The organism is Tropicibacter sp. Alg240-R139 (assembly GCF_900537075.1).
Lineage (GTDB): Bacteria > Pseudomonadota > Alphaproteobacteria > Rhodobacterales > Rhodobacteraceae > Falsiruegeria.
In genome coordinates this window covers 844,843-869,594 of record NZ_UNRA01000002.1, presented here as the reverse complement: position 1 = coordinate 869,594, position 24,752 = coordinate 844,843, and the positions used below count along the sequence as shown (strand labels likewise).

Genomic DNA, 24,752 nt, shown 5'->3' with positions numbered 1-24,752 from the left:
CGTTAACCTTATGATTGCAAACCTGACCCGATGCTGGACATCGGGCGGGCTGCATGAGCGAGCAACTGATACGACTATCCGCCGCCGCGCCGGCGGCGCACGAGCTGCAACCCAATCTGCCGCTTGGCCGTTATCTTGTGCGCAACGGGGTGATCACGCAGAACCAACTGGTTCACGCGTTGCAGATGCAGCTCCAACTCAACGCGCCCATTGGCGAGATCCTGGTGGCCGAAGGCTGGGCTAAACCGCAGGACATCTTGGCCGCCTTGGCCCTGCAAAGCGGGGTGCAAGTTGCAGATTTGATCGAAAGCCCACCGGAACCCGATCTGTGCGAACTTCAAACCAGTCAGTTCTGGCTAAGCCACAATGCCATCCCCTGGATGCAGCTTGGCCCGATGGTCATGATTGCCACATCACGCCCTGATCAATTCGACACCATTCGGGATGCCTTTGTTGGTACCGGTGTGATGATCCTGCCTGCCCTGGCGAGCCACGAACAGATCGACGCGGCATTGGCCAAGCAATTTTCACGCACTCTCGCCGTTGCAGCCGAGACGCGGGTCAAACCGTTTTATAGCTGCCGCAACTGGCGCATCACCAAACGATTGCCTGCAATTTTAGCGACCTTCTGTGTTTCAGCGCTGGCTATCGCTGCCCCAACATGGGCTCTGACTACCTTGTTTCTGACCGCTGTTTTGACGCTGGCCATGTTTGCCACGCTCAAGGCGTTGGCTTTTGTCACCCATCTGCTGGACCATTCCCACCTCACCGCCCCCCGGCCCAGATCACAACCGGGGACAGGTGGGTTCAAATACCCCAAGGTTTCGGTTCTGGTGCCCCTTTATAAGGAGCGTGAAATCGCGTCAGCCCTCATCCAAAGGCTCAGCCGCCTGACCTATCCAAAGGCTCTGTTGGACGTGGTTCTTGTACTCGAGGAAGAAGACGACGTCACCCGCCAGACTGTTGCGGACACCGACCTGCCAGCCTGGATCCGTGTGATCGAGGTACCAGCCCACGCCGGGCTGACAACAAAACCACGCGCGATGAATTATGCGTTGGATTTCTGTCGTGGCGACATCATCGGCGTCTGGGACGCCGAAGATGCCCCAATGGCGGATCAGATCGAACATGTGGTCAGCCGCTTTGCGCTGACGTCAGATGACGTGGTCTGCCTGCAGGGGATCCTGGATTACTACAATCCGCGCAGCAGCTGGCGCGCGCGCTGCTTCACCATCGAATACTCCAGCTGGTTCCGCATCATTCTACCCGGCATTGCGCGCATGGGGTTGGTCGTTCCGCTGGGGGGCACAACGTTGTTTTTCAAACGCGACGCTCTGGAAAAGCTCGGCGGTTGGGACGCCCATAACGTGACAGAAGATGCCGATCTGGGCGTGCGCCTATGCCGGGCCGGATACCAAACCGAACTGATCGACACCGTGACCTATGAAGAAGCCAACTTTCGCGCCTGGCCATGGGTCAAGCAGCGTTCACGCTGGCTCAAAGGGTTCATGGTCACTTATCTGGTGCATATGCGGTCCCCCCGTCAGTTGTGGCGCGACCTTGGCGCGCGGCGGTTCCTGGGATTACAGGCGTTTTTTCTGGGCACCTTCGGGCAGTTCTTATTGGCTCCTGTCCTCTGGTCCTTCTGGCTGATCCTGCTCGGGTTCAACCACCCGATTCAATCGGTGCTGCCCCCTTGGGTCATTCACCTGAGCGTTGGTCTGTTCGTAGCCACGGAACTGTTGGCGCTGGCCATCGGCCTTACCTCGGTGTCACGCCGGGAGCGACGGTTCTTGATGCCTTGGGTACCTATAATGATCCTGTATTTTCCTCTGGGCGTCGTCGCCGCCTACAAAGCACTTTACGAACTCGCAGTGGCACCGTTCTTTTGGGACAAAACGCAGCATGGCCAAGCCGACGAGGAGCTCGGGCCTTAACTCCGCTCGCGTATGTCCGCGTCTTGCTTGAGCCGGGTCATGAAAGCGATCGAGATGTGGTCCTTGAGCGCCGCCTCGGCTGCATCTTCGTCTCGCGCCTCAATCGCGTCCACGATGCCCTTATGCTCGCTCTGCGCAATCTCCCCGCGCCCCTGTACCGCCAGCGACGTGGTCGCCATCAACGCCATGGTCCTGTGCACTAGGTCCAGCTGTTGAACCAGATACCGGTTGTGCGAGGCCAGATGTATCTGCACGTGAAATCGCCGGTTCGCCCGGCTTAGCGCCTGTGGATCATCGACCAAAGCGTCATCCGCAATCACCATGTCGCGCAGCACCTGAATCTCTTCCTTGGTTGCATGGCGCGCAGCCAGCCGTGCCGCCAACCCCTCAAGCTCGCGTCGCACCTGATAGAGCTCGGACATCTGATTATGATCCAGAGACGCCACGATCAGTGAACGCCCGTCGCGCTCCAGCAGCGATTGCGTCTCAAGCCGCTGCAAAGCCTCGCGGATCGGGGTGCGCGACACGCCAAAACGTTCGGCCAGATCGCTTTCGACCAACCTGTCACCGGGTTTGTAAACCCCGACGTCAATCGCCTCCAAAATAAGGTGATAAGCGTCTTTTTGCGATTGCCTGCTTGGGCTCATGTGACCACTTGGCCTCCCTTGTATCGGATCTGTCTATCCCCCTGCCCCCACAGCAATCAAGTCTAGGCGTTGATTGCCCGTCTCACCTAGCCTAGATAGCGGGTCATGGTCAAAGACGCGTTCACAGAAGTTTCCCAATGGGTGTTCGACCTGGACAACACCTTATACCCACCACAAATGGGATTGTTCGACCAAATCGAAATAAAGATGACTGAATACGTCATGGCCGAGCTTGCTGTGACCCGGACCGAAGCGGACAGGCTGCGCTCGCTCTATTGGCGCCAACATGGCACCACCCTGGCCGGCTTGATGCGGGAACATGACATCGACCCTGACCCTTATCTGATCGCCGTTCACGATGTGGACATGACCCACATGACCCCGACCCCCGGTCTGGCCGAGCGTATCCGCACCCTGCCCGGTCGCCGCATCGTCTATACCAATGGCTCGGCGCCTTACGCCGAGCGTGTATTGGCAGCGCGCGGCCTGAGTGGGGTGTTTGATGCAATCTATGGCGTCGAGCACGCGAACTTTAAACCCAAACCAGAACAGGCGGCGTTCGAGCAAGTGTTTGACCGTGACGGTATCATTCCAACTCGGGCTGCAATGTTCGAGGATGATCCGAGGAACCTTGCTGCTCCGCACGCTATGGGCATGCGCACGATCCTGGTCGCTCCCGAGCGGCACGATGGCGAACACATCCATCACCAAACAGCTGATTTAAAAGCGTTTCTAGACCTACTAAGCTAGCGGATTGTCTGCGACGAAAACGCACCTCAAAGATGCATGAATGACGCCATATATGCCGGTTAGGCACACATCTGACAGGAGCGTTTACCTTGACCGCAATCGACGTCCCAACCCGCCCACCATTCTGGCAACGCGCAGTGTTTTCCGTGCCGATCTTTGGCCGAATGGCACGCGAAGTGGCTTATGGAGACGACGAAAACCTGCTCTATGCTGCCATTGCCTTCGTCTGCGGTTGGGGTTATTCGATCATGCTCTTTGGCCTGCCGGGTCTATACCTGCCAGCCTTGGCGCTGGTCCCGATGATGTTTCTGGTGCTCATCGTGATCTCGCGGGGGTGACTCAGGACAGGATGTCGCTTGGCCTTAGCCCATGGCCCGGACTAAGTTGCACCCAAGAACAAGAGGCGCGCCATGACTGATACCTGCGACATCCTTATTTCCGGCGGCGGCATTGCCGGGCTGACCGCAGCAGCGGCTTTTGGGCAAGCTGGATTCAATGTCATCTGCGTTGATCCGACCGCGCCTATCACCGAGCGTGACGTCGACGGCTCGGACATGCGCACAACCGCATTCCTGCAACCGGCGCAGGCCCTCCTGGACAGTTGCGGATTGTGGGCACGTCTCGCAGATCATGCCGCGCCCTTGCAGATCATGCGCATTGTCGACGCTGGCGGGGACATCCCCGAACCACGCATCGTGCGCGATTTCAACGCCGCCGACATTTCGGACAAGCCCTTTGGCTGGAACCTGCCCAACTGGCTTTTGCGGCGCGAGATGGTGGCCCGTCTGGCCGAACTGCCCAACGTGAATTTCCGCCCCGGTACGGGCACATCCGGTTTGTTCACCCGCACCGGCGAGGCCCGCGTGACGCTGACCGACGGCACCCGCGTGCGCTGCAAGATGGTGCTGGCCGCTGATGGCCGCAACTCGCCCATGCGCGAGGCTGCAGGGATTGGCGTCAACACAACCCGTTACGGCCAAAAGGCCCTGGCTTTTGCTGTGACCCATCCGATTTCACACCAGAACGTCTCGACCGAAATCCACCGTTCGGGTGGTCCCTTCACGCTGGTCCCCCTGCCCGATTGGCAAGGCTCGCCCTCCTCCGCCATCGTCTGGATGGAACGCGGTGCCAAGGCCCAAGAGCTGTTGGCGATGGAGCCTGAGGCGTTCGAGGCCGCAATGACCGAGCGTTCCTGTGGCCTCTTCGGTCCGCTCAAACTTGCCTCGCGCCGCACCATCTGGCCCATCATCAGCCAATCCGCCGAACGGTTGAACGGCGAGCGTGTGGCGCTGATGGCCGAAGCCGCCCATGTGGTGCCCCCCATCGGCGCGCAGGGGCTCAACATGTCGTTGGGTGATCTGGCTACGCTGCTAGAGCTCGCCCAGGCCCGCTCCGAAGGGTTGGGCGATGCGCAGATGCTAGCGGCCTATCACAAGGCCCGCCACAGCGAGATTGCCTTGCGCGTCAAAGGCATCGACCTGCTCAACCGCGCGTCAATGGTGGAAACCCGCGCGCTGCGTGACGTGCGCGCTGCCGGGCTGAATGCGCTTTATTCGCTGGCTCCGGTACGTAAGACCCTGATGCAGATGGGTCTAGGCGTCCGGTGAACAGCCTGATGGCCCATCTGCGCGGCCATTGGCAGTTGATCGCCTTGACGGTGCTGTTGTTTGCCCTGTGGCAGACGCCTGTGGTTGCGCCCCTGAAGATCCTGATCGTTTACCTGCACGAGCTGTCCCATGCCATTGCCATCCTGGCCACCGGCGGGTCCGTCGAAAGCCTGACGGTCAACGCCAACGAAGGTGGGCTGGTCATATCCCGCGGCGGCAACCGGTTCCTGAGCCTCAGCGCGGGTTACCTGGGCTCGCTGATCATCGGAGCCATGCTGTTTGTCGCCGCCGTCCGCACCCATGCGGACCGGGCAATCCTGGGTGTGATGGGCGGCATTATCGTGCTGACAACATTGCTCTACAGCCGCGAGGTTTTTGCGGTGGTGTTTGGCTTGGTAACCGGCCTGGCCATGCTTGCCGTTGCACGCTTTCTGCCTCGCACTTACAGCGACCTGATCCTGCGCATGATCGGCCTGGCGAGCGTGATCTACGTCCCCTACGACATCTTCAGCGACACAATCCAACGCTCGTATCTGCGATCTGATGCGCGGATGCTGGCCGAAGAATTCGGCGGGGCCACGATGATGTGGGGTGCGCTCTGGATCGCGCTCAGCCTTGGCGTCCTGGCGCTCTGCCTGCGGTACGGATTGGGGGCGGACAGCAACATCCACCCCTCAAAGCGGTCAGATTACAAAACCTGATCCAAGGCCCCTTTCAGTCGACCAATTGTGCCATCAACATCATACAGCTTGTCCAGACCAAACAGGCCAAGGCGGAAGGTGCTGAACCCCTCGGGCTCATCACATTGCAGCGGCACACCCGCCGCGATTTGCATGCCCAAAGCGGCGAACTTCTTACCGTTCTGAACCTCTGGATCATTGGTATAGCTGACGACCACACCCGGCGCGCCAAAACCGTCGGCGGCGACCGAAATGATGCCCTTTTCGGCCAGCATTGCACGAACACCATCGCCAAGCGCCCACTGCGCTTCCCGCAGCTTGTCAAAGCCGTAGTCGCGCGTTTCCACCATCGTATCGCGGAACGCCCGCAGCGCGTCCGTCGGCATGGTCGCATGATAGGCATGACCGCCGTTTTCATAGGCCTGCATGATCTGGCGCCATTTCTTCAGGTCGATGGCAAAGCTGTCCGAGGTGGTTTCTTCCAGCCGCTGCTCGGCCTGTTTCGACAACATCACCAGACCGGCACAGGGTGACGCGCTCCACCCCTTTTGCGGGGCCGAGATCAGCACGTCGACACCGGTCGCCTTCATGTCAATCCAGGCGCAGCCGCTGGCGATGCAGTCCAGCACCATCAGCGCGCCTACCTCATGCGCGGCAGCCGCCATCGCAGTCACATAATCATCTGGCAGGATCACACCAGCTGCGGTTTCCACATGCGGCGCAAAGACGATACCCGGTTTTTGTTCGCGGATCGCTGCCACAACTTCGTCAATCGGCGCGGGCGCAAAGGGCGACGGGCTGGAATTGCCGGTCTGGCGCGCCTTCATCACCTGGGTGCTGGCAGTCAGATCACCGGTCTCAAAAATTTGGCTCCAGCGATAGGAAAACCAGCCGTTGCGCACCACCAGAACATTGGCCCCGCGCGCAAACTGGCGCGCCACGGCCTCCATCCCGTAGGTGCCACCACCGGGGATCACGGCCACACCATCGGCGTCATAGACGTCTTTCAGCATATCCGAGATATCGCGCATCACGCCTTGAAAGGCGGCGGACATGTGGTTCAGCGAACGGTCGGTGAATACCACCGAAAACTCTTCGAGCCCGTTGGGATCGACGGTATCAAGCAAGGCAGGCATGGGCGATGTCCTTTTGTTCAACTCGCGTAAACCTTGCCGCCCCCCGGCTTGCCCGTAAAGCGACAAACCGACACAGAACAATTCAGAACCCGACACCCCTGCTTCTTCTTGCTGAAAATATCCCGAGGGTCGCCATAGACGCGCCATTGGTTCAAGAACCAATGGCGACGGGCAGAGCCCCCATCCCGTCCTTACATTATACCCGGCAGGTTCAGATCATGTTCGCGTGCACACTCCTTGGCAATCTCATACCCCGCATCGGCGTGACGCATCACACCAGTGGCCGGATCGTTCCACAGGACATTGGCAATCCGACGGTCCGCGTCCTCGGTCCCGTCACAGCAGATCACCATGCCTGAATGCTGGCTAAAGCCCATGCCAACGCCGCCGCCATGATGCAGCGACACCCAGGTCGCGCCACTGGCGGTGTTCAACAGCGCGTTCAGCAACGGCCAATCCGACACGGCGTCCGAGCCGTCCTTCATTGCCTCTGTCTCGCGATTAGGCGAGGCCACCGAGCCACTGTCGAGGTGATCGCGCCCGATGACAACCGGCGCTTTCAGTTCGCCATTGCGCACCATCTCGTTGAACGCCAGACCGGCCTTGTGACGATCACCCAGGCCGATCCAGCAGATGCGTGCGGGCAGGCCCTGAAACGCGATCCGTTCCCGCGCCATGTCTAACCAGCGGTGCAGATGCTCGTTCTCGGGGAACAGCTCCTTCATCTTGGCGTCGGTCTTATAGATGTCCTCGGGGTCCCCCGACAGCGCACACCAGCGGAACGGGCCGATGCCCTTGCAAAACAGCGGGCGAATGTAGGCGGGCACAAAACCGGGGAAGTCGAACGCGTTCTCGAACCCCTCGTCTAGCGCCACCTGACGAATATTGTTGCCGTAATCCAACGTCGGAACGCCCGCGTTCCAGAAATCCACCATCGCCTCGACATGCACTTTCATCGACGCACGCGCCGCCGCCTCGACTGCTTTAGGCTCACTTTCACGCTTGGCGCGCCATTCGCCCATGGTCCAACCCTGCGGCAAGTAGCCGTTGATGGGATCGTGGGCGCTCGTTTGATCGGTCACGATGTCGGGGCGTGCACCGCCGTCCTTCATCCGACGCACCAGCTCGGGGAAGACATCGGCTGCATTGCCCAAGAGACCCACGGACTTGGCTTCGCCCGCCGCAGTCCACCGTTCGATCATCTCTAACGCTTCATTCAACGTTTCAGCTTTTTCGTCCAGGTATTTGGTTCGAATGCGAAAATCGATCGAATCTGGATTGCATTCTACGGCCAAACAGCAAGCCCCGGCAAACACAGCCGCCAGCGGTTGCGCACCGCCCATTCCACCCAGACCACCGGTCAGTATCCACTTGCCGGTCAGATCACCACCAAAGTGCTGGCGCCCGGCCTCGGCAAAGGTTTCATAGGTGCCTTGCACGATGCCCTGCGTGCCGATGTAGATCCAGGAACCAGCCGTCATCTGGCCGTACATCGCCAGGCCTTTCTTATCGAGCTCGTTGAAGTGATCCCAATTGGCCCAATGCGGCACCAGATTGGAATTTGCGATCAGAACGCGTGGTGCGTCCGCATGAGTGCGAAATACCCCCACAGGTTTGCCAGATTGAACCAAAAGCGTTTGATCTTCTTCCAGATCTTTTAGATTGGCGACGATCTTGTCGAAATCCTCCCACGTCCGCGCGGCGCGCCCGATGCCGCCATACACCACCAGCTCATGTGGATTTTCGGCCACATCAGGGTGCAGGTTGTTCATCAGCATCCGCATCGGTGCCTCGGTCATCCAGGATTTGGCGGTGATCTCGGGACCGGTGGGAGGAAAGACGTCGCTGGTGTTTTTGCGTGGATCGGTCATGCGGGGCTCCATTGTTTGAGCAGGGTCAGAATGTCGGTGAGATGGGCGCGTACTGCATCGGCCTTAGCAGGCAGATAGTCCCACGGCGCGGCCTCGGTCATGTAGGTGGATTGCGCCAGTTCCATCTGGATCACGTGCAGGTTTTCGGGCGGCCTGCCATAGTGGCGCGTGGTCCAACCACCCTTGAAGCGGCCATTCAGGATGTGCGTGTAACCCTCTGCTTTTTTGCAGATTTCATAGGTTCCACCTTCGACTTCAGGCGCGCAAGTTTCACCCAAATTCGTGCCAATGTTGAAGTCGGGCAGTACACCGTCAAACAGAAACGGAATATGTGACCGGATCGAATGGCAATCGTATAGAACTGCAAAGCCATGGATGCCCTTCACCCGCTGCAGCTCCGCCTCAAGCGCTGCGTGATACGGCGCGTGAAAGGTGTCGCGGCGTCGGGTGATTTCAGCTTCGTCCGGCTCCATTCCCTGGCGGTAAATTGGGCGACCCTCGAAATCTGTTGTGGGACAAAGTGTTGTCGTGTTCTGTCCAGGATAAAGGCTCACGCCCGTCGGGTCTCGGTTCGCGTCGATCACATAGCGATGCACTGGTGTGCGTACCGTTGTGATGTCATCGACCAACCCCGCATAGAGATCATGGATATGCCAATCGGTGTCGGCCAGCGCCTGCCCGGTGTCGTTGAACCTCTTCCAGATCGCTTCCGGGACATCTGTCCCGGTATGCGGCAAACCCAGAACAAGCGGACTGTTGCCACGGCTCGTTTCGATCATGCGGGAACCTCCAGACCGGAAACTGGGGCCAACTCGCCCGACCGGACCACGGCAGCGGCTGTTTCAATGTCCGGCGCAAGGTATCGATCTTCGGCCAAAGTCGGCACGGTTTGGCGCAGATACGCAATCACCGCTTGCAATCCGGTCGAGGTGACCAAGGGCTCACGCGCCTCGACGCCTTGGGCGGCACAAAGCAGTTCGACCCCCAGGATGACCGACAGATTGTCGTTCATCCGCCGCAAGCGCATCGCGCCATGGGCGGCCATGGACACGTGATCCTCTTGGTTGGCCGAAGTCGGGGTGGAATCCGTCACACAAGGGTTGGCCAGGTGTTTGTTTTCGCTCATCAAGGCAGCCGTTGTCACTTCGGCAATCATGAAGCCTGAATTCAACCCCGGATCGGGCGTTAGGAACGGTGGTAGATCGTAGGACAGTGTTGGGTCCACCATCAGCGCCACGCGGCGTTGTGCGATGGCACCTATCTCGGCCACCGCGAGCGCAATCTGGTCGGCGGCAAAGCCGACGTATTCCGCGTGAAAATTTCCCCCTGATACGATCCTCCCTTCGTTCACCAAAACCAGTGGGTTGTCGGTGACGGCGTTGGCTTCGATTTCAAGCGTTTTTGCGGCCATCCGCAGCACATCCAGTGCGGCGCCGACGACCTGTGGCTGGCAGCGGATGCAATACGGGTCCTGCACACGGGTGTCGTCTTCGCGGTGACTTTCGCGAATTTCAGACCCCTCCATCAGGGTGCGCATACCCTGCGCCACGTCGATTTGCCCGGCATGGCCCCGCAGTGTGTGAATGTCCGCCAACAGAGGCGCAGTCGAGCCCATGATCGCATCCGTCGAAAGCGAGGCGATAACCATGCTGCCCTCAACCATGCGCCACGCATCAAACAGCCCGGCCAGCGCGTTGGCGGTGGAAAACTGCGTGCCGTTGATCAGACCCAACCCCTCTTTTGGGCCCAGCACAACCGGGGTAAGCCCCGCCTTGGCCAAAGCCTCAGCCGCTGGCATCCGCGCGCCTTGATAGGTCGCCTCACCCGCGCCGATCATGGCGGCCGCCATATGCGCCAGAGGTGCCAGATCGCCCGATGCCCCGACCGAGCCCTGTTCAGGGATCACAGGGGTAACACCCGCCTCTAGCATTGCCTCGATCAACGCGATCACGTCCCACCGGACACCGGACGCACCGCGCCCTAGCGACAGAAGCTTGAGCACCATCATGAGACGCGTGCGATCCTCGGGCAGCGGCTGACCGACACCGCAGCAATGCGACAGGATCAGGTTGCGTTGAAGGGTCGCGGTGTCCTCGGGCGCGATCTTTTTGCTGGCGAGTTTACCGAAGCCGGTGTTGATGCCATAGACAGCTGCTTCACCAGCGGCAGCTTCGGCCACCATCTGCGCGGCCGCCTCGACAGCAGGACGTGCAGATGCATCCAATCTGGCGGGTGCAAGCTCACGGTATATCTCGCGCAGCGTGGCCAGATTTACGGTCCCGGGGGTGAGAGAAATCATGCAGTATCTCCGTTAAGTCGTTCGTGGAGAGGATTGAAACCAATGCGATAAGACAGTTCGGCAGGCGTCTGGACATCCCAAATCGCCAGATCGGCAACAAAGCCTGTACGCAGTTGCCCGCGATCTGTCAGACCAAGTGCGGTGGCCGCGTTGCGGGTGACACCCGCCAGCGCCTCGAGCGGGGTCATTCGGAAGAGTGTGCACGCCATGTTCATGGTCAGCAGCAGCGACGTCAGCGGCGACGAACCTGGATTGCAGTCGGTCGCCAAAGCCATAGGCACGCCATGATTGCGGAAGTGTTCGATGGGTGGAGCCTGCGTCTCGCGGATGGTGTAAAACGCACCCGGCAAGATCACCGCGACCGACCCGCTGGCAGCCATTGCACGTGCGTCATCCTCGGTCGCATACTCCACATGATCCACCGACAGCGCATCATAGCGCGCCGCCAATTGCGTGCCGCCCAGATGGCTAAGCTGTTCGGCGTGTAGCTTGACTGACAGACCTAGCTCCTGCGCCACCTTGAACACCCGCTCGATCTGATCCGGTTGGAACGCGATCCCTTCGCAGAACCCGTCGACTTCATCCACCAACCCCTCGGCGTGGGCTGCGCGCAGGGCAGGAATGCAGACATCATCAATGTAAGCGTCGTCCTGACCTGCGTATTCAGCAGGCGTGGCATGGGCGCCCAAGAAGGTCGTCTTGATCAGCACCGGGCGAAGTTCTTGCAGCTGACGCGCCGCGCGCAACATGTTCAGCTCGGTGTCGCGATCCAGCCCATAGCCGGATTTGACCTCGACCACGCTCACGCCCTCGGCCAACAGCGCATCGAGACGCGGCAATGCAAGCCGAACCAGATCGTCGACACTGGCCGTGCGCGTCGCTTTAACGGTCGAGACGATGCCGCCCCCGGCCCGTGCGACCTCTTCATAACTGGCGCCATTCAGGCGCATTTCAAACTCCATCGCCCGGTCGCCACCAAAAACGATATGCGTGTGGCAGTCGATGAAAGAGGGCGTCACAAGTCGGCCCCCAGCATCACGGCGCGGCAAATCGGCAAACTCGGCGGGCAAGTCACCGCCTACCCATTCGATTCGACCCTCTCGTACGGCTAAGGCGCCCTCTGTCAGCCCGTAACCTTCTGAGTTTTCGTCCATTGTCGCCAGTCGGGCGTTCAACAGAACATAATTGAACTTGTCGCTCATCAGCGTCCACTTCCCTCTTGATGCGGGGAAACGTATGAGATTATAAGTCTTATGTCTATACATATGAGGAAGCGATGCAGAGAATTTTCGCGAACCGCGCCCGCACCCCTGAAGGTTGGATTGAAGACGTTGGTGTAACTGTCCAAGACGGTCGGATTGCGTCGATCAAAGCGGGGCAATCCCCGCAGGCGCAGGACACGCGGGTCGACATCCTCTTGCCTTCGTTGGGGAACCTGCACTCTCACTCGTTTCAACGCGCCATGGCTGGCATGACCGAGGTGCGCGCCGCGGGCAAGGACAGCTTCTGGACCTGGCGTACATTGATGTACCGCTTCATGGAACACATCACGCCGGAGCAGTATGAGGCCATCGCAGCCCTGGTGTTCATGGAGATGCTCGAGGCGGGATATGCCTCGGTCGGTGAGTTTCACTATGTTCACCACCAGCCCGGCGGTGCGCGGTTTGATACGATGACCGAGCTTAGCGACAGGGTGTTCTCCGCTGCCCGAACGACCGGGATCGGCTTGACGCATCTACCGGTTCTTTACACCTATGGCGGCGCGGGTGAACAGCCACTCAGCGGCGGGCAAACCCGGTTTGGCAACACAGTGGACAGCTTTGCCGAATTGGTGACACAGGCCCGTGCCAATGCAGCCCGCACTCTGCCCAAAGATACCCGCGTTGGGATTGCACCCCACTCTTTGCGTGCAACGTCGCCGCGTGATCTGACCGAGGCGCTGACGTTAAAGGAAGAAAACCCCGTCCACATCCATATTTCGGAACAACCCAAAGAGGTGGCGGATGTGCAGGGCTGGTTGGGCGCACGCCCGGTTGAATGGTTGCTGGCCAACGCATCGGTCGACGCCTCATGGTGCTTGATCCACGCCACGCACATGACCCAGGACGAGACCCGAAACATGGCCCGCGCAGGCGCAGTCGCCGGCCTGTGCCCAATTACCGAAGCCAACCTAGGCGATGGCCCGTTCAATGGCCCGACCTTCCTGGCCGAGGGTGGCACGTATGGTGTGGGCTCAGATTCCAACGTACGCATCTCCCTGACCGAAGAATTGCGCACACTTGAGTATTCGCAGCGTCTGCGCGACCTGCAGCGCAACGTGATGATTGAGGGCGAAGGTTCTGTTGGCGCGGCAATTTATCTGGATGCGGCCCATGGGGGCGCGCAGGCCCTGGGACGGCAGACCGGGCAAATCAGCGTCGGCTTCCTGGCCGATCTGGTGGCTGTGAATGGCGAAGACACTGCGCTTTGTGCTTTGGAAGACGATCAACTGCTGGATGGCCTTGTGTTTGCAGCAAACGATAACGTGGTCACTGATGTCTGGTCCGCCGGGCGGCACATGGTCAAAAGCGGGCGCCACATTGCCCGAGAACAGATAGTTTCGTCCTACTCGTGCGCAATTCGGTCGCTGATGGACTCAATATGATGCTAAATAGAGTCAGTCTCTCTTTACACTTTTGGTTGAATCTGGGCAGATGAACAGACCTACTCAATAAATAGGACTTATTTAGCTTTGCAGCCCCCAAAACGCACAACCTTTCATGCAGTCCGCGACGAGGTCAAACGCCGGATTGAGGCTAGGATTTGGCCTCAGGGGGCGTTGCTGCCCACGGAAACCGAGCTGGCTGAAGAATTCGGTTGCGCCCGGGCCACTGTGAACCGGGCCCTGCGGGAATTGGCCGAGCAGGGATTCGTCGAGCGACGACGCAAGAGCGGAACCCGTGTGAAAATCGCGCCGGTGAAGCATGCCAAGATCGAGATTGCGGTCGTGCGCCAGACTGTGGAAGACCAAAATGCGGTATACCGCTATGCTCTGGTTGAACGCTCAGTGTCCGAGGCACCTGCATGGCTGACCTCTCAGTTGGGGATCAAGTCCGGCACGCGGGTATTGCATTTGCTGTGCATGCATTATGCGGACAACCGCCCCTTTCAGTTTGAAGAACGCTGGATCAACATCACCACGGTGCCCGATATTGAGCACGCCGATCTGACAACAGTTGGCCCAAATGAGTGGTTGCTGAACGCGGTGCCGTTTACGGATGCGGAGATCACGTTCTCGGCCGTGTCGACTGATTCAAAGCTGTCTGACTTTCTGGCAACAGCCGTTGGAACCCCGGTGATCCAATTGGAACGAACCACCTGGCTGCAAGGGAAGCCGGTCACCTACGTTCGCATGACCCACCACCCAGGCTATCGGTTCCGCACCCAATACTGACCCGTGAATTGTCAAGACGGGGGCGCTCCCGCCCGTCGTCGAAGCCCCTTCCGGGGCTCCTCCTCCCGTTGGGCCGGGCAGCCACGGGCTTTGCCCGCGCCTGCGGTTGCGCAAATATCTCACGTCACCCGATTGGGCCGGGCAACCTCTCTTCACTCAAGAGCACATTGGCCTCGACATCTCCTGCACCGGGCAGGGTCATGATCCGTCGCCGCAATACCCGCTCAAAGTCCGGTAAATCGCGGGCAACGACGCGAAGACGATAGTCGTACAGACCCAAGACATGCTCGACAGTCTGCACCTCAGGGATTGCACTGACGGCGCGCTCAAAATCTTCCAGGCTCACCTGCCCTTTGCGAGCCAATTTGACCCCCAAAAAGACTGTAACCCCAAAGCCAAGTGCCTCGGCGTTCAACCGCAGGCGACGCCCTTTGATCACGCCACCCTGCTCCAGCCGCTTGATCCGTCGCCATGTTGCAGGCTGTGACAGGTCAAACCGCCGCCCCAAAGCCCCGGCGCTCAGGCCCGCATCCTGCAACAAAGCACGCAAAATATTGCGATCCATGTCATCCAACTCGATCACAGCGGCAACCCTTCGGCGCTTTTGACACGCGCGATGTGCATCAATGCCTCGATGTCCGCGATATGTGGCAACGTCAGGATGCGGTCGCGATACAGCTGCTGGTAATGCGCCATATCGCGCGCAATCACTGACAGGCGCACATCAACACGACCCAGAAAGGTTTGGATCTCGATCACTTCAGCCACAAGGCGCGCTTCTGCGGTGAACTCGTCAAAGGCCCGCGCTTGCGTCTTGTCCAGCGTCACACGAAGAGAGACTTCAACCGCATAGCCCAGGGCCGCCCAGTCGATAACCGCTTGTTGACCCTGAATGACGCCCGCTGCCTGCATTTTTTCGATCCGCCGCCAACACACGCCAGACGTGATGCGGCACCGTTCAGCCAAATCCGCGGTGCTCAGGCTGGGATCTGCCTGATAATGCCGCAAGATGCGACGATCGACATCGTCTAGCATGATTTTCTCAATTTCTGACCAATTGACGAATTATTCTTCTTCTTTTCGACGAATACACAACCCCTTCCCCCTCGCCAATCCCCAAACCTCTGGGTACAACCCATTCAGTTCAATTCTGCAAAGGACCGCTGACATGCGCGTTTACTATGATCGCGATTGCGACATTAACCTGATCAAAGACAAAAAAGTGGCCATCCTGGGCTATGGCTCGCAAGGTCACGCACACGCGCTGAACCTGCGCGACTCGGGCGCCAAGAACCTTGTCGTCGCCCTGCGCGAAGGTTCGGCATCGGCCAAGAAAGCCGAAGGCGAAGGTTTGCAGGTTATGGGCATCGCCGAAGCGGCGGCATGGTGCGACGTCATCATGTTCACCATGCCCGACGAACTGCAGGCAGAAACCTACAAGAAATACGTCCACGACAACATCAAGCCCGGCTCGGCCATCGCCTTTGCCCACGGCCTGAACGTGCATTTCGGCCTGATCGAGCCGAAAGAAGGCATCGACGTCATCATGATGGCCCCCAAAGGCCCCGGCCACACGGTTCGCGGCGAATACACCAAAGGCGGCGGCGTGCCCTGCCTTGTCGCCGTTGACAACGACGCATCCGGCAAAGCGCTGGAAATCGGTCTATCCTACTGTTCCGCAATCGGCGGCGGTCGTTCCGGCATCATCGAAACCAACTTCCGTGAAGAGTGCGAAACCGACCTGTTCGGCGAACAGGCTGTTCTGTGCGGCGGTCTGGTCGAACTGATCCGCTGTGGCTTTGAAACACTGGTCGAAGCTGGCTACGCGCCTGAAATGGCCTATTTCGAGTGCCTGCACGAAGTGAAACTGATCGTTGACCTGATCTATGAAGGCGGCATCGCCAACATGGATTACTCGATCTCCAACACTGCAGAATACGGCCAGTACGTCACCGGCCCGCGTATCTTGAACTACGACGAAACCAAAGCACGTATGAAAGACGTTTTGACCGACATCCAGGACGGTAAGTTCGTTCGTGACTTCATGCTGGAAAATGCCGTTGGTCAGCCAACCATCAAAGCGGCCCGTCGTCACAACGACGAGCACCAGATCGAAGCGACCGGCGCCAAGCTGCGCGGCATGATGCCGTGGATCTCGGCCGGCAAGATGGTCGACAAAGAAAAGAACTGATCCGTCAGATCTTTGCCGAATTCAGGGGCGGAGCAGCGATGCTCCGCCCTTTTTTGTGGCGGGTACCGGTCACAGGCCCTGTGCAGTACACCGTGGTCATGGCATGCTAAGGTATGAATTCGACCAATCCGCACAGGGGTTTGAACCATCGCATATTTGCGCGCGTTGATTATCGGTCTTTTGGGGATTGTGATTGCTGGCTGCGAGCCATCGCAGAATGTCTCACAGGAGCAGAAAAACTATCACAAGGCGAACAGAGCCGCATACTTGTATCAGGGACTATGATGCCAGGGCCCCAGCCCGCACTTAGGTAAAGTTTCTTGTCCGCCCCTTTAAATTGTCCATGGAGACAATTAACTGGATGTCAGCAAGGAAAGGACCCCCATGCCAGCGCAAATTCTGCCCAAAGAGGCCTATTATTCCCCCGATTGGTTTCAACGAGAACAGGAAACCCTGTTCGCCAAAACCTGGCAACTTGTGGCCCATGAAAGCGACTTCAAGGAAACCGGCGATTACGTCACGGCCCGCATCGGCGTCCAGCCGATTGCCGTCGTGCGGGATGCCGATGGCAACCTGAACGCATTCAAGAACATTTGCCGACACCGGGGGACCGAGCTGCTTGAAGGGCGCGGCAATGCAGGCAAGACGCTGGTCTGCCCCTATCATCGCTGGACCTTTGGGTTGGACGGTCGGTTGCGCGGTGTGCCGGATCGGGCTGAATGTTTCCCCAACCTGGACCGCAAGTCGCTGAGCCTGCACGACGCTTCGATCGGGCGCTGGAAGGGGATGGTCTTTGCCAACCCCGATCCTGGTGCCTGCTTTGCCGACTGGATTGCGCCGCTGGATGCGGCCGCCTTCCCTCACGACATTACGGACCCCAAGCTGCAGGTCAGCGAAGAGTTCGTCTATAAGCTGAAGTGCAATTGGAAGGTTTTCTTTGAGAATGCCATTGACGGGTATCACCTGGCCTATTTGCACGAAAATACCTTGGGCGGACCCAAAGTTGGCGTGAACGCCTGGAACCTGCATGGCGAACACATGGTGTGGTATTCGACCGAACGCGACGGCATCAAGAATCGTGTCCCCGTCTATGTCGAACAGCAGACGCGCGGAATGGGAATGACCAAAATCAAGGGCGCGGGTGATCCGGGCTATGGCGGCGTCTACATGATGTTCCCGACCACGATGATTGTCCCCTCGCCCTGGTCGCTGACCGTTTCCACGATGGAGCCGGTGGACGGCGACACCACGATCCTGCGCTCGCGCACTTGGTCTCCCAAAAGCTGGTGGAGCTACAAGGAACCTCTCAAAGGGACGCCGGGGTATGATCCTGAAACCGGCTTGATCGAATCCAGGAACTGGACACAGCACCCGCTAACGACAGGCGACTTTCAAACCGAAGATGTCTGGGTCTGCGAAAAGATGCAGCGCTCTTTACGCTCGCCTGACTATTCTGTTTCGGCTCTGGCCGAGGGGCTAGGAGGCGAGGTCATGTTGGCAAAGTTTCAAAAGATGGTGGGCGACGCCTGCGCTTGAACCCTGCCTGAGATGGCCTGACGATCCCACGATCGCACTCGAAGACCCCAAAAACCGGGAGAGGGCTCCCCCACCCGAGCGTTCCCGACTGCGTCGGTACCACTAGCGGCTTTGGGCCGGGCGCCGAGCAAAGCTCGGCGCCCGGCCCAACGGGAGGAGGTGTTTCGTCAGAAACATCTACTACGGGCGGGAGCGCTCCCGTCAAACAATAAGACATAGAGCACAATTCTTGCGCTTGACCCGGCCCACAGTTCAAGGTCAGGTCGCGGCATGGTCAATTCTCCCGACATTTCTCGCCGCGACTGGCTCATGATTGTTGCTCTCGGTGTTATCTGGGGTTCGACCTTTCTAGTGATCGAGGTCGCTTTGCGTGGCATCACGCCTTTTTGGCTCGCTTCGGCCAGGATCGTCTTTGCTTCGGGCCTTGTCGGGCTAATCTGGGTGATCAAGGGTGCGCGCCTTTTTGCCGATCCCGTTGGCGCGGGAACCTGGGCGGTGCTGTCTGTAACCGGCGCCTTGTCCACCGCCGTCCCCTTTCTGCTCATCAGTTGGGGTCAGCAATATGTCACCAGCGGGTTCGCGGGTGTCTCGATGGCCTCGGTCGCACTGATGGTTCTGCCGCTGGCTCACTTTCTGGTGCCCGGAGAGCGGCTCACTTGGCGCAAAGCCCTGGGTTTTGTCGTGGGATTTGCCGGTGTCGTCGTCTTGATCGGTGGGCACGCCTTTGAAAGCAGCGGCACCGAGAATGAAATTTGGGGCCGCCTTGCCTGTCTTTCAGCTGCGGCCTGCTATGCGGTCAGTTCGGTCATGCTGCGCAATTTGCCCAAGGCTGATCCAGTTGGGTTGACTGCCGTTACTTTGTTCATCGGGCTGGTGCCGGTGCTGACCGTCGCGCTGATGTTCGAAGGCCCACCGCCGGCGGTTGATGGTCCCACTTTTGCGGCGCTGGCCGTGTTGGGAATGATACCGACCGCAGGGGCCTTTCTACTGCGTATCATGCTGGTACTCAGCGCCGGACCAACCTTCATGAGCCTGACCAATTACCAAGTGCCGGCCTGGTCCGTGATTATGGGTTGGCTGGTCCTGAGCGAACCCCTGCCCCCGTCACTGATTTGGGCGCTTTTGTTGATTCTTGGCGGGGTGGGGCTGAGCCAGTACGGCGCGCTATTTCGTCTGTTCCGCCGCTAGCGGACAGCCTGCCACAGCCGCAGGGCCTGCGCCGTTTCAGCTACATCATGAACGCGCAGGATTTGCGCCCCCTGCGCCGCAGCAGCCAAAGCCACCGCGATCGAGCCCGGCGCACGCGCATCTGCCTGCGGCTCCTGCCCGATGGTGCCAATGAACCGCTTGCGCGACGCTCCCAGCAGGATCGGACAGCCAAGGCCATGAAACACTGACAGGTTTTTGAGCAGCGTCAGATTGTGATCCTGCGTCTTGCCAAATCCAAGGCCGGGATCAACGATGATTTGGCCACGCCGCAGGCCAAGCGCCACAAGCCGAGTTACCTGTGCCTCCAGGAAACGGTAAACATCCAGCACGACATCCTCATACCGCGGGTCATTTTGCATGGTGGCGGGATCGCCCTGGGCATGCATCACGCAGACCGGCACGGGCAGATTGGCACACACAGGGGCAAGATCGGCATCGAAGGTGAACCCTGAAACATCATTGACGATGGTCGCCCCAGCCGTGACAGCGGCCTGCGCCACTTGCGCCTTACGGGTGTCGATTGAAATCGCTGTTTGCGTCTCAGCCCGGATTGCTGCGATCACCGGCGCAGTCCGGGCGATTTCTTGATCATGCGGGACAAAGGACGCACCCGGACGGGTGGATTCGCCCCCCACATCCAATATCGTCGCGCCTGCAGCCACCATAGCCCTTGCGCCCTGTACCGCGGCCTCAACCCCGGCATGCACGCCGCCATCCGAGAAACTGTCTGGCGTCGTGTTCAGAATGCCCATGATGTTAGGCTGATTCATATCGAGCCCAGCCAGAGGCTCACGTGGCGCGGTCAAACGCGCCGCAACACCCGCAGGCAGGTCCTGTGCCGAGATTATTTCGGGCGTGCGACCGCATTCTAGAACCTCAACATAGTTGAACCACAAATTCGTCCCCACCAGGGGCACGGCCCCGCTCGGACGCGCCGTGCCTGATTGAGGCAGAGGTCGATAGCCGAGTGTCACAGGGTTACCTGCTCCACCGAAACTGAACGCAGGGGCACGCTGGCCTCGTCCGGTAGGTCGGCACCAATCACCAACATTTCGCCAGCCTCTATGGTCGCTGCGAACCAGGCTGCCAAGGCGACGGATTCTGATGGAACGGCTGAGGGTCCATCAACCGCGTCCAGTACGATCTTGGATGGAGCCCAAACACAGATCTGGTCGTTTTTCATACCCCAATCGAGTTCGGTCCGCGTCGACACCACCACGCAACGGTGATCACGCGCTGCCAGGGACCAGGCGTTCTGTTCGATTGCGAGCAAGTCAATCCGACGCTGTGTCATCGCGTGACCGGTCTGTGGCGCAGGCAACTCCGGCGCGCCCACGCAGATGATCAGCGGTCGGTCGCGCGTTTCAAGCTGATCAATCCAGCCGCTCAGACTGTCCGACGCGATGGCCGTGTTCGACAGATAAGCCATACGCGGGTGTGGGCGCTCTTCTTCGGCAACCTCGTGATTCACCGTATCCTTGCCGCGCACAATCTCGACCCCCAACGCGCCGGGGCCTCGGTCCAGTTTTTCGATCCGCACAAAGGCCCGAACGGCCTGCGGCTCCAGCAAGATGCGTTCAGCAACACGCGCAGCTAGTGTTTCCAGCAGGTTCAGGCGTTCCTCAGACAACTCATGTGCGATGGCCTCGGTCACGCGGTCGTAGGACAGAATACGATCGACATCGTCGTCGATGGGACCAGTCAGCGGTTGAACCTCGACCACCACGTTAAAGCAGATGCGCTGCGTAGTACCCCGCTCGGCCTGGAACGCGCCAATTTCGACCTCAACAGTGTGATCGCGCAACGAGATGCGATCCAGCGGGCTACCCAAGGGACCATTGGGCGCGGTGGCTTCGGATCGTTCCGAGGGGTGCGCAAATGCAAGACGAATTTCAGAGCTCATTTGGGTGCCTTCCACGACCGGGACAGTGAGATACCATCATATGCGGCTGACGCGCCCATATCAGAACCGCAAACGCCATACCAGCCGTCGAATGCGGCGCACATTGGCGGCGGGAGCAAAAAAATTTGACCCACTCCAGTCTTAGCCCTCAAGCCGTCAGTTGCTTGAGGCTGTGCGATAGTTGTGGCGGTAAAAGATGTGCACACCGATCTTGGCGGTTCTCTTGTACACCCGTGACCAGCTGGGGCGCACGGCAGTGGTGTGATAATGCGTTGCACCGTTTGTCAGATCTTGGGACACACCATCGATAATCGTGCGTGCCACCTTTGACACCCGTTCGAACGCCTGTTTCTCGGCGATGACTTCCTTGCGACCGTCACAGGTATAGGTGAATTGACACTGATATTTCTTGCCTGTCCCCTGGCGGATCACGCCGCACAAGGAGTTTGGAAAGCGTCCGCTTTTGACCCGGTTCATGATCACTTCGGCCACGGCGAACTGCCCTTTGACGGTTTCACCGCGCGCCTCAAAATACAGCGCCTCAGACAGGCAACGAAAGTTGTCGTCGCCTTCGGGCTTGGGCTGGTCATCCAACCAAGCACGCGAATAGGTCACCTCAACCGGCTTGGGCTTAGGGCGGAACGCCTTCAAGTACTGGCGGAAACGCGAACCGGGTAGCGCGTTCAGGGATGCCTGCTCGCGTTCAATCACCATGTTCAGTCCTGAATCTGCAATGACCGACTTCGGTCCCAGAGCAGCCAGGATAACGGCTGCGGCCACAAAGAAACGTTTCATTTTCAAAACCCCAAACGGCACTCTCGCGCCGTACCCTCCCCCGGTGGGCGCAGGCAGCCGTTTAGCGCAGCTTGCAGCAAAGGTCCAGTTTCTCGAAAAATGCAAGTAAAAATGCGTTGAAAATTGCCGCCTCAAACAGAAGCGTTAAGGCATTGAAACACAATATATAGTGGGTTTAACGGGGGCTTTCTCCCAGTTTGTGGGCGATGGCCAATTGGGCGGCAGCAAGCCGCGCAACCGGCACCCGGAAGGGCGAGCAGGACACATAATCAAACCCGGCAGCCCGGCAAAAGGCGATTGATTCGGGGTTACCGCCGTGCTCACCACACACTGAAAGCGTCAGATCCGGTTGCGCCGCGCGTGCGCGTGCAGCACCCAATTGCAGCAGCTCCCCCACGCCGTCGGTATCCAGCACGTGAAACGGATCTTCGTTGAAAACCCCTTGCTGCACGTAGGCCGACATAAAACGCCCAGCATCGTCGCGCGAAAGTCCATAGGTCATCTGCGTCAGGTCGTTTGTACCGAAACTCAGAAAGGCCGTATGCGGCGCGATCTCATCCGCGCGCAGACATGCGCGCGGCGTTTCCACCATCACCCCCAGACGATAATCAAAATCCAGACCGCGCTCTTGTGCCACGGCGGCGGCCACGGCATCGATGCGCGCCTTGACCAACTCCACCTCGCGCTTGGCGCTGACCAATGGGATCATCACCTCGGGCACCACTGGAGCACCTTCGTGACTGGCTTCAATCGTGGCCTCGAAAATTGCCCGCGCCTGCATGTCATAAATTTCGGGAACCGTAACGCCCAAGCGCACACCACGCAGCCCCAGCATGGGGTTGTATTCAGTCATCGCCTCAACCCGGCGCGTAACATCACTGACCGGGATATCCAGCGCTTCGGCCAGCTCGCGCTGCCCGGTGCGGGTGGTGGGCAGAAATTCGTGCAATGGCGGATCGAACAAGCGAATGCATACGGGCTGTCCCTGCATGATACGAAAAAGCTGGGTGAAATCCTCACGCTGCATGGGCAGCAAGCGCTCCAATGCCGCCGCGCGACCCGAGGGTTCGTCAGCAAAGATCATCTCGCGCATCACCGTCAAGCGACCGGGATCAAAGAACATATGCTCGGTCCGGCAAAGCCCGATGCCCTGCGCGTTAAAGTTCCGCGCTGTCTGAGCGTCTGCCGGTGTGTCAGCATTGGCCCGGATGCCAATGTCGCGGGATTGATCCGCCCATCCCATCAGTGTCTGGAAACACTCATCCAATGCCGCCTCAAGCATCGCGGGTTGGCCAGCCAGAACCTGCCCCGAGCTGCCATCGATGGTCAGCGTGTCGCCGGTTTTGAACACGCGCCCATTCGGGGCGGTCAGCGTCTTCTTCTTGGTCTGGAACGTCATATCCGACGCCCCAACGATACAAGGCAGGCCCATTCCACGCCCGATCACCGCGGCGTGGCTTGTCATGCCGCCCTTTTCAGTCAAAACGGCCACGGCGGCATGCATGCCGCGCACGTCTTCGGGAGAGGTTTCCCGGCGCACCAAAATGCAGGGCTCGGACCGCGCGGCACTTGCCTGCGCCTCGGCAGCGGTGAATACGATTTTGCCAGTGGCCGCACCGGGGCTGGCGGCAATGCCAGTGGTCAGCACATCGCGCGGGGCTTCGGGATCGACCTGTCGGTGCAAAAGTTCATTCAGTGAATGCGGCTCGACGCGCATTACCGCCTCTTCCTGCGGGATGATGCCATCCTCTGCCAGACGCACGGCAATCCGAACGGATGCGCGCGCGCTGCGCGGCACACGCACACCGTCCAGAATATGCGCATGGCCGCTTTCGATCACAAACTCGACCTGCATTTCCTCGCGCAGCTTGGCGCGCATCAGGGCGGCGTGGGTCTTGAGCTCCTCAAAGGCCTCGGGCGCCAGATCCTCCAGTGACGGGCCACGAGGGTCCTTTTCCAGATAAAGCGCGCCTGATCCGGCCCCAAGCGCATCGCGCCCCTGGCTTTGGCTTAGGTAGCGGCCCGTGATTTGGGGCTGCCCGGTCACCGTATTGACCAGTTGCAACACGCCCGAGCCACATTCGCCCTGCCCCACACCAGGGATCATCTGCTGCACCACCAGCCCAAGGCCCGCATCCGCCGGCGCGCCCTTTGCCTGACGCAACAGACGGGCGGTTGTGCCCTCCCACGCGCGGGCCATGGATTTCAGCACCGCTTCCAACTGTTCACCCGGGTCCTGCGGGAATGGCTCGTCGGTTTCGGCCTCATAGACGTGTAAAATTTCACTCAGCCCCTGCGGGCCATCATCCACCACATCCTCAAACGCATCCGGGTCCAGACGCGCCACATGGACGGCATAGTTCTGCACAAACCGCAGATAGAGCGCCGCCGCGGCCCCTGCGCCCATACTGTCGGACAGTTCAACATAGCGCGCGTCGTTCATGCCGATGTTCAGGATCGCACCGGGCCCGCCCCAATCAGGGTCCTCAGAACTGGGCCTCACACACAGCAGATCGGTCTCGTCAAACTGCTCCAGGATCGCCGCAATATCCGGCATCTGCCCCTCGGCAATGTTGTGCACCGCGGTGAATGACAATCCAACGGTGCGCGGCACGGGCAATTCCAGCCGCACCAGACGCTGCAGACATTTTGCACGTCCGCCATGGGTTTTGGCCGCCACAGGGGCGGTCGCCGTGATCAAGGTGGTGTTGGGGTTATTCTGCACTGCGGCACCTTTTGGTTTCACCGCAGCATAAGA

Annotated in this window: 22 protein-coding genes; 10 read left to right on the top strand and 12 right to left on the bottom strand. The window is 59.5% G+C overall.

The features are described 5' to 3' along the window. The first annotated feature begins 53 nt into the window (after positions 1-53). The gene (locus G6R15_RS11865) at positions 54-1,937 is read left to right on the top strand and encodes a glycosyltransferase (RefSeq protein ID WP_164660047.1); all 1,884 of its coding nucleotides are present in this window, start codon (positions 54-56) and stop codon (positions 1,935-1,937) included. Here the strand turns inward: G6R15_RS11865 and G6R15_RS11860 are convergent. Continuing rightward, a complete protein-coding gene (locus G6R15_RS11860) occupies positions 1,934-2,584 on the bottom strand; it encodes a GntR family transcriptional regulator (protein WP_164660046.1) in 651 nt (216 codons plus the stop codon). The genes G6R15_RS11865 and G6R15_RS11860 overlap by 4 nt on opposite strands. Before the next feature lie 105 nt (positions 2,585-2,689). Here G6R15_RS11860 and G6R15_RS11855 point away from each other — a divergent pair, with 105 nt between their 5' ends. The 4 genes from G6R15_RS11855 (at position 2,690) to G6R15_RS11840 (ending at position 5,642) form a co-directional block, all read left to right on the top strand. After that, positions 2,690-3,334 carry a pyrimidine 5'-nucleotidase gene (locus tag G6R15_RS11855; protein WP_164660045.1) on the top strand — a complete coding sequence of 215 codons (645 nt, stop codon included), beginning with the start codon at positions 2,690-2,692 and terminating at the stop codon, positions 3,332-3,334. A gap of 89 nt (positions 3,335-3,423) precedes the next feature. Then, positions 3,424-3,672 (top strand): hypothetical protein, encoded by a 249-nt coding sequence (locus tag G6R15_RS11850; RefSeq protein ID WP_164660044.1) that lies wholly within the window; start codon positions 3,424-3,426, stop codon positions 3,670-3,672. Positions 3,673-3,744: 72 nt separating this feature from the next. After that, on the top strand, positions 3,745-4,941 hold the full coding sequence (locus G6R15_RS11845) for a UbiH/UbiF family hydroxylase (protein WP_164660043.1): 1,197 nt from the start codon (positions 3,745-3,747) through the stop codon (positions 4,939-4,941). An 8-nt stretch (positions 4,942-4,949) separates the two neighbouring features. Next, on the top strand, positions 4,950-5,642 hold the full coding sequence (locus G6R15_RS11840; RefSeq protein ID WP_164660042.1) for a M50 family metallopeptidase: 693 nt from the start codon (positions 4,950-4,952) through the stop codon (positions 5,640-5,642). Here the strand turns inward: G6R15_RS11840 and G6R15_RS11835 are convergent. From G6R15_RS11835 to hutI, 5 genes are all read right to left on the bottom strand, one after another. Continuing rightward, complete coding sequence (locus G6R15_RS11835) at positions 5,630-6,757, bottom strand: aminotransferase class V-fold PLP-dependent enzyme (protein WP_164660041.1); 1,128 nt, start codon at positions 6,755-6,757, stop codon at positions 5,630-5,632. The genes G6R15_RS11840 and G6R15_RS11835 overlap by 13 nt on opposite strands. Before the next feature lie 191 nt (positions 6,758-6,948). Beyond that, positions 6,949-8,628 carry a urocanate hydratase gene (hutU, locus tag G6R15_RS11830; protein WP_164660040.1) on the bottom strand — a complete coding sequence of 560 codons (1,680 nt, stop codon included), beginning with the start codon at positions 8,626-8,628 and terminating at the stop codon, positions 6,949-6,951. Then, complete coding sequence (gene hutG, locus G6R15_RS11825) at positions 8,625-9,407, bottom strand: N-formylglutamate deformylase (protein WP_164660039.1); 783 nt, start codon at positions 9,405-9,407, stop codon at positions 8,625-8,627. The genes hutU and hutG overlap by 4 nt, the downstream gene beginning before the upstream one ends. Next, positions 9,404-10,927 carry a histidine ammonia-lyase gene (gene hutH, locus G6R15_RS11820; protein WP_164660038.1) on the bottom strand — a complete coding sequence of 508 codons (1,524 nt, stop codon included), beginning with the start codon at positions 10,925-10,927 and terminating at the stop codon, positions 9,404-9,406. The genes hutG and hutH overlap by 4 nt, the downstream gene beginning before the upstream one ends. Next, positions 10,924-12,129 (bottom strand): imidazolonepropionase, encoded by a 1,206-nt coding sequence (hutI, locus tag G6R15_RS11815; RefSeq protein ID WP_164660037.1) that lies wholly within the window; start codon positions 12,127-12,129, stop codon positions 10,924-10,926. Before hutI ends, hutH begins: the two co-directional genes overlap by 4 nt. Positions 12,130-12,203: 74 nt before the next feature. Here hutI and G6R15_RS11810 point away from each other — a divergent pair, with 74 nt between their 5' ends. Together G6R15_RS11810 and G6R15_RS11805 are read left to right on the top strand one after the other, a co-directional pair. Further along, complete coding sequence (locus G6R15_RS11810; RefSeq protein WP_164660036.1) at positions 12,204-13,571, top strand: formimidoylglutamate deiminase; 1,368 nt, start codon at positions 12,204-12,206, stop codon at positions 13,569-13,571. A gap of 87 nt (positions 13,572-13,658) precedes the next feature. Beyond that, positions 13,659-14,360 (top strand): GntR family transcriptional regulator, encoded by a 702-nt coding sequence (locus G6R15_RS11805; RefSeq protein WP_164660035.1) that lies wholly within the window; start codon positions 13,659-13,661, stop codon positions 14,358-14,360. 124 nt (positions 14,361-14,484) lie between these two features. Here the strand turns inward: G6R15_RS11805 and G6R15_RS11800 are convergent, their stop codons facing one another. Continuing rightward, positions 14,485-14,943, bottom strand: coding sequence for an Lrp/AsnC family transcriptional regulator (locus tag G6R15_RS11800; protein WP_164660034.1), 459 nt, complete (start codon positions 14,941-14,943; stop codon positions 14,485-14,487). Next, a complete protein-coding gene (locus G6R15_RS11795) occupies positions 14,940-15,395 on the bottom strand; it encodes an Lrp/AsnC family transcriptional regulator (RefSeq protein ID WP_164660033.1) in 456 nt (151 codons plus the stop codon). Before G6R15_RS11795 ends, G6R15_RS11800 begins: the two co-directional genes overlap by 4 nt. A 133-nt stretch (positions 15,396-15,528) precedes the next feature. Here G6R15_RS11795 and ilvC point away from each other — a divergent pair, with 133 nt between their 5' ends. The 3 genes from ilvC to G6R15_RS11780 all read left to right on the top strand — a co-directional run bounded on the left by ilvC (position 15,529) and on the right by G6R15_RS11780 (position 19,275). After that, positions 15,529-16,551, top strand: coding sequence for a ketol-acid reductoisomerase (gene ilvC, locus G6R15_RS11790; RefSeq protein WP_164660032.1), 1,023 nt, complete (start codon positions 15,529-15,531; stop codon positions 16,549-16,551). 384 nt (positions 16,552-16,935) lie between these two features. Further along, positions 16,936-18,087 carry an aromatic ring-hydroxylating dioxygenase subunit alpha gene (locus G6R15_RS11785; RefSeq protein ID WP_164660031.1) on the top strand — a complete coding sequence of 384 codons (1,152 nt, stop codon included), beginning with the start codon at positions 16,936-16,938 and terminating at the stop codon, positions 18,085-18,087. Positions 18,088-18,357: 270 nt separating this feature from the next. Continuing rightward, complete coding sequence (locus G6R15_RS11780; protein ID WP_164660030.1) at positions 18,358-19,275, top strand: DMT family transporter; 918 nt, start codon at positions 18,358-18,360, stop codon at positions 19,273-19,275. Here G6R15_RS11780 and folP read toward each other — a convergent pair. The 4 genes from folP to G6R15_RS11760 all read right to left on the bottom strand — a co-directional run bounded on the left by folP (position 19,272) and on the right by G6R15_RS11760 (position 24,740). Continuing rightward, complete coding sequence (gene folP, locus G6R15_RS11775) at positions 19,272-20,270, bottom strand: dihydropteroate synthase (protein WP_164660029.1); 999 nt, start codon at positions 20,268-20,270, stop codon at positions 19,272-19,274. The two genes, G6R15_RS11780 and folP, sit on opposite strands and share 4 nt — an antisense overlap. Beyond that, positions 20,267-21,199, bottom strand: coding sequence for a dihydroneopterin aldolase (locus G6R15_RS11770; protein WP_164660028.1), 933 nt, complete (start codon positions 21,197-21,199; stop codon positions 20,267-20,269). Before G6R15_RS11770 ends, folP begins: the two co-directional genes overlap by 4 nt. Before the next feature lie 156 nt (positions 21,200-21,355). Continuing rightward, on the bottom strand, positions 21,356-21,994 hold the full coding sequence (locus tag G6R15_RS11765) for a cell wall hydrolase (RefSeq protein WP_164660027.1): 639 nt from the start codon (positions 21,992-21,994) through the stop codon (positions 21,356-21,358). A gap of 175 nt (positions 21,995-22,169) precedes the next feature. Further along, positions 22,170-24,740: a putative PEP-binding protein gene (locus G6R15_RS11760; RefSeq protein ID WP_205520510.1), complete on the bottom strand. Its 2,571-nt coding sequence runs from the start codon at positions 24,738-24,740 to the stop codon at positions 22,170-22,172. Positions 24,741-24,752: the final 12 nt, after the last annotated feature.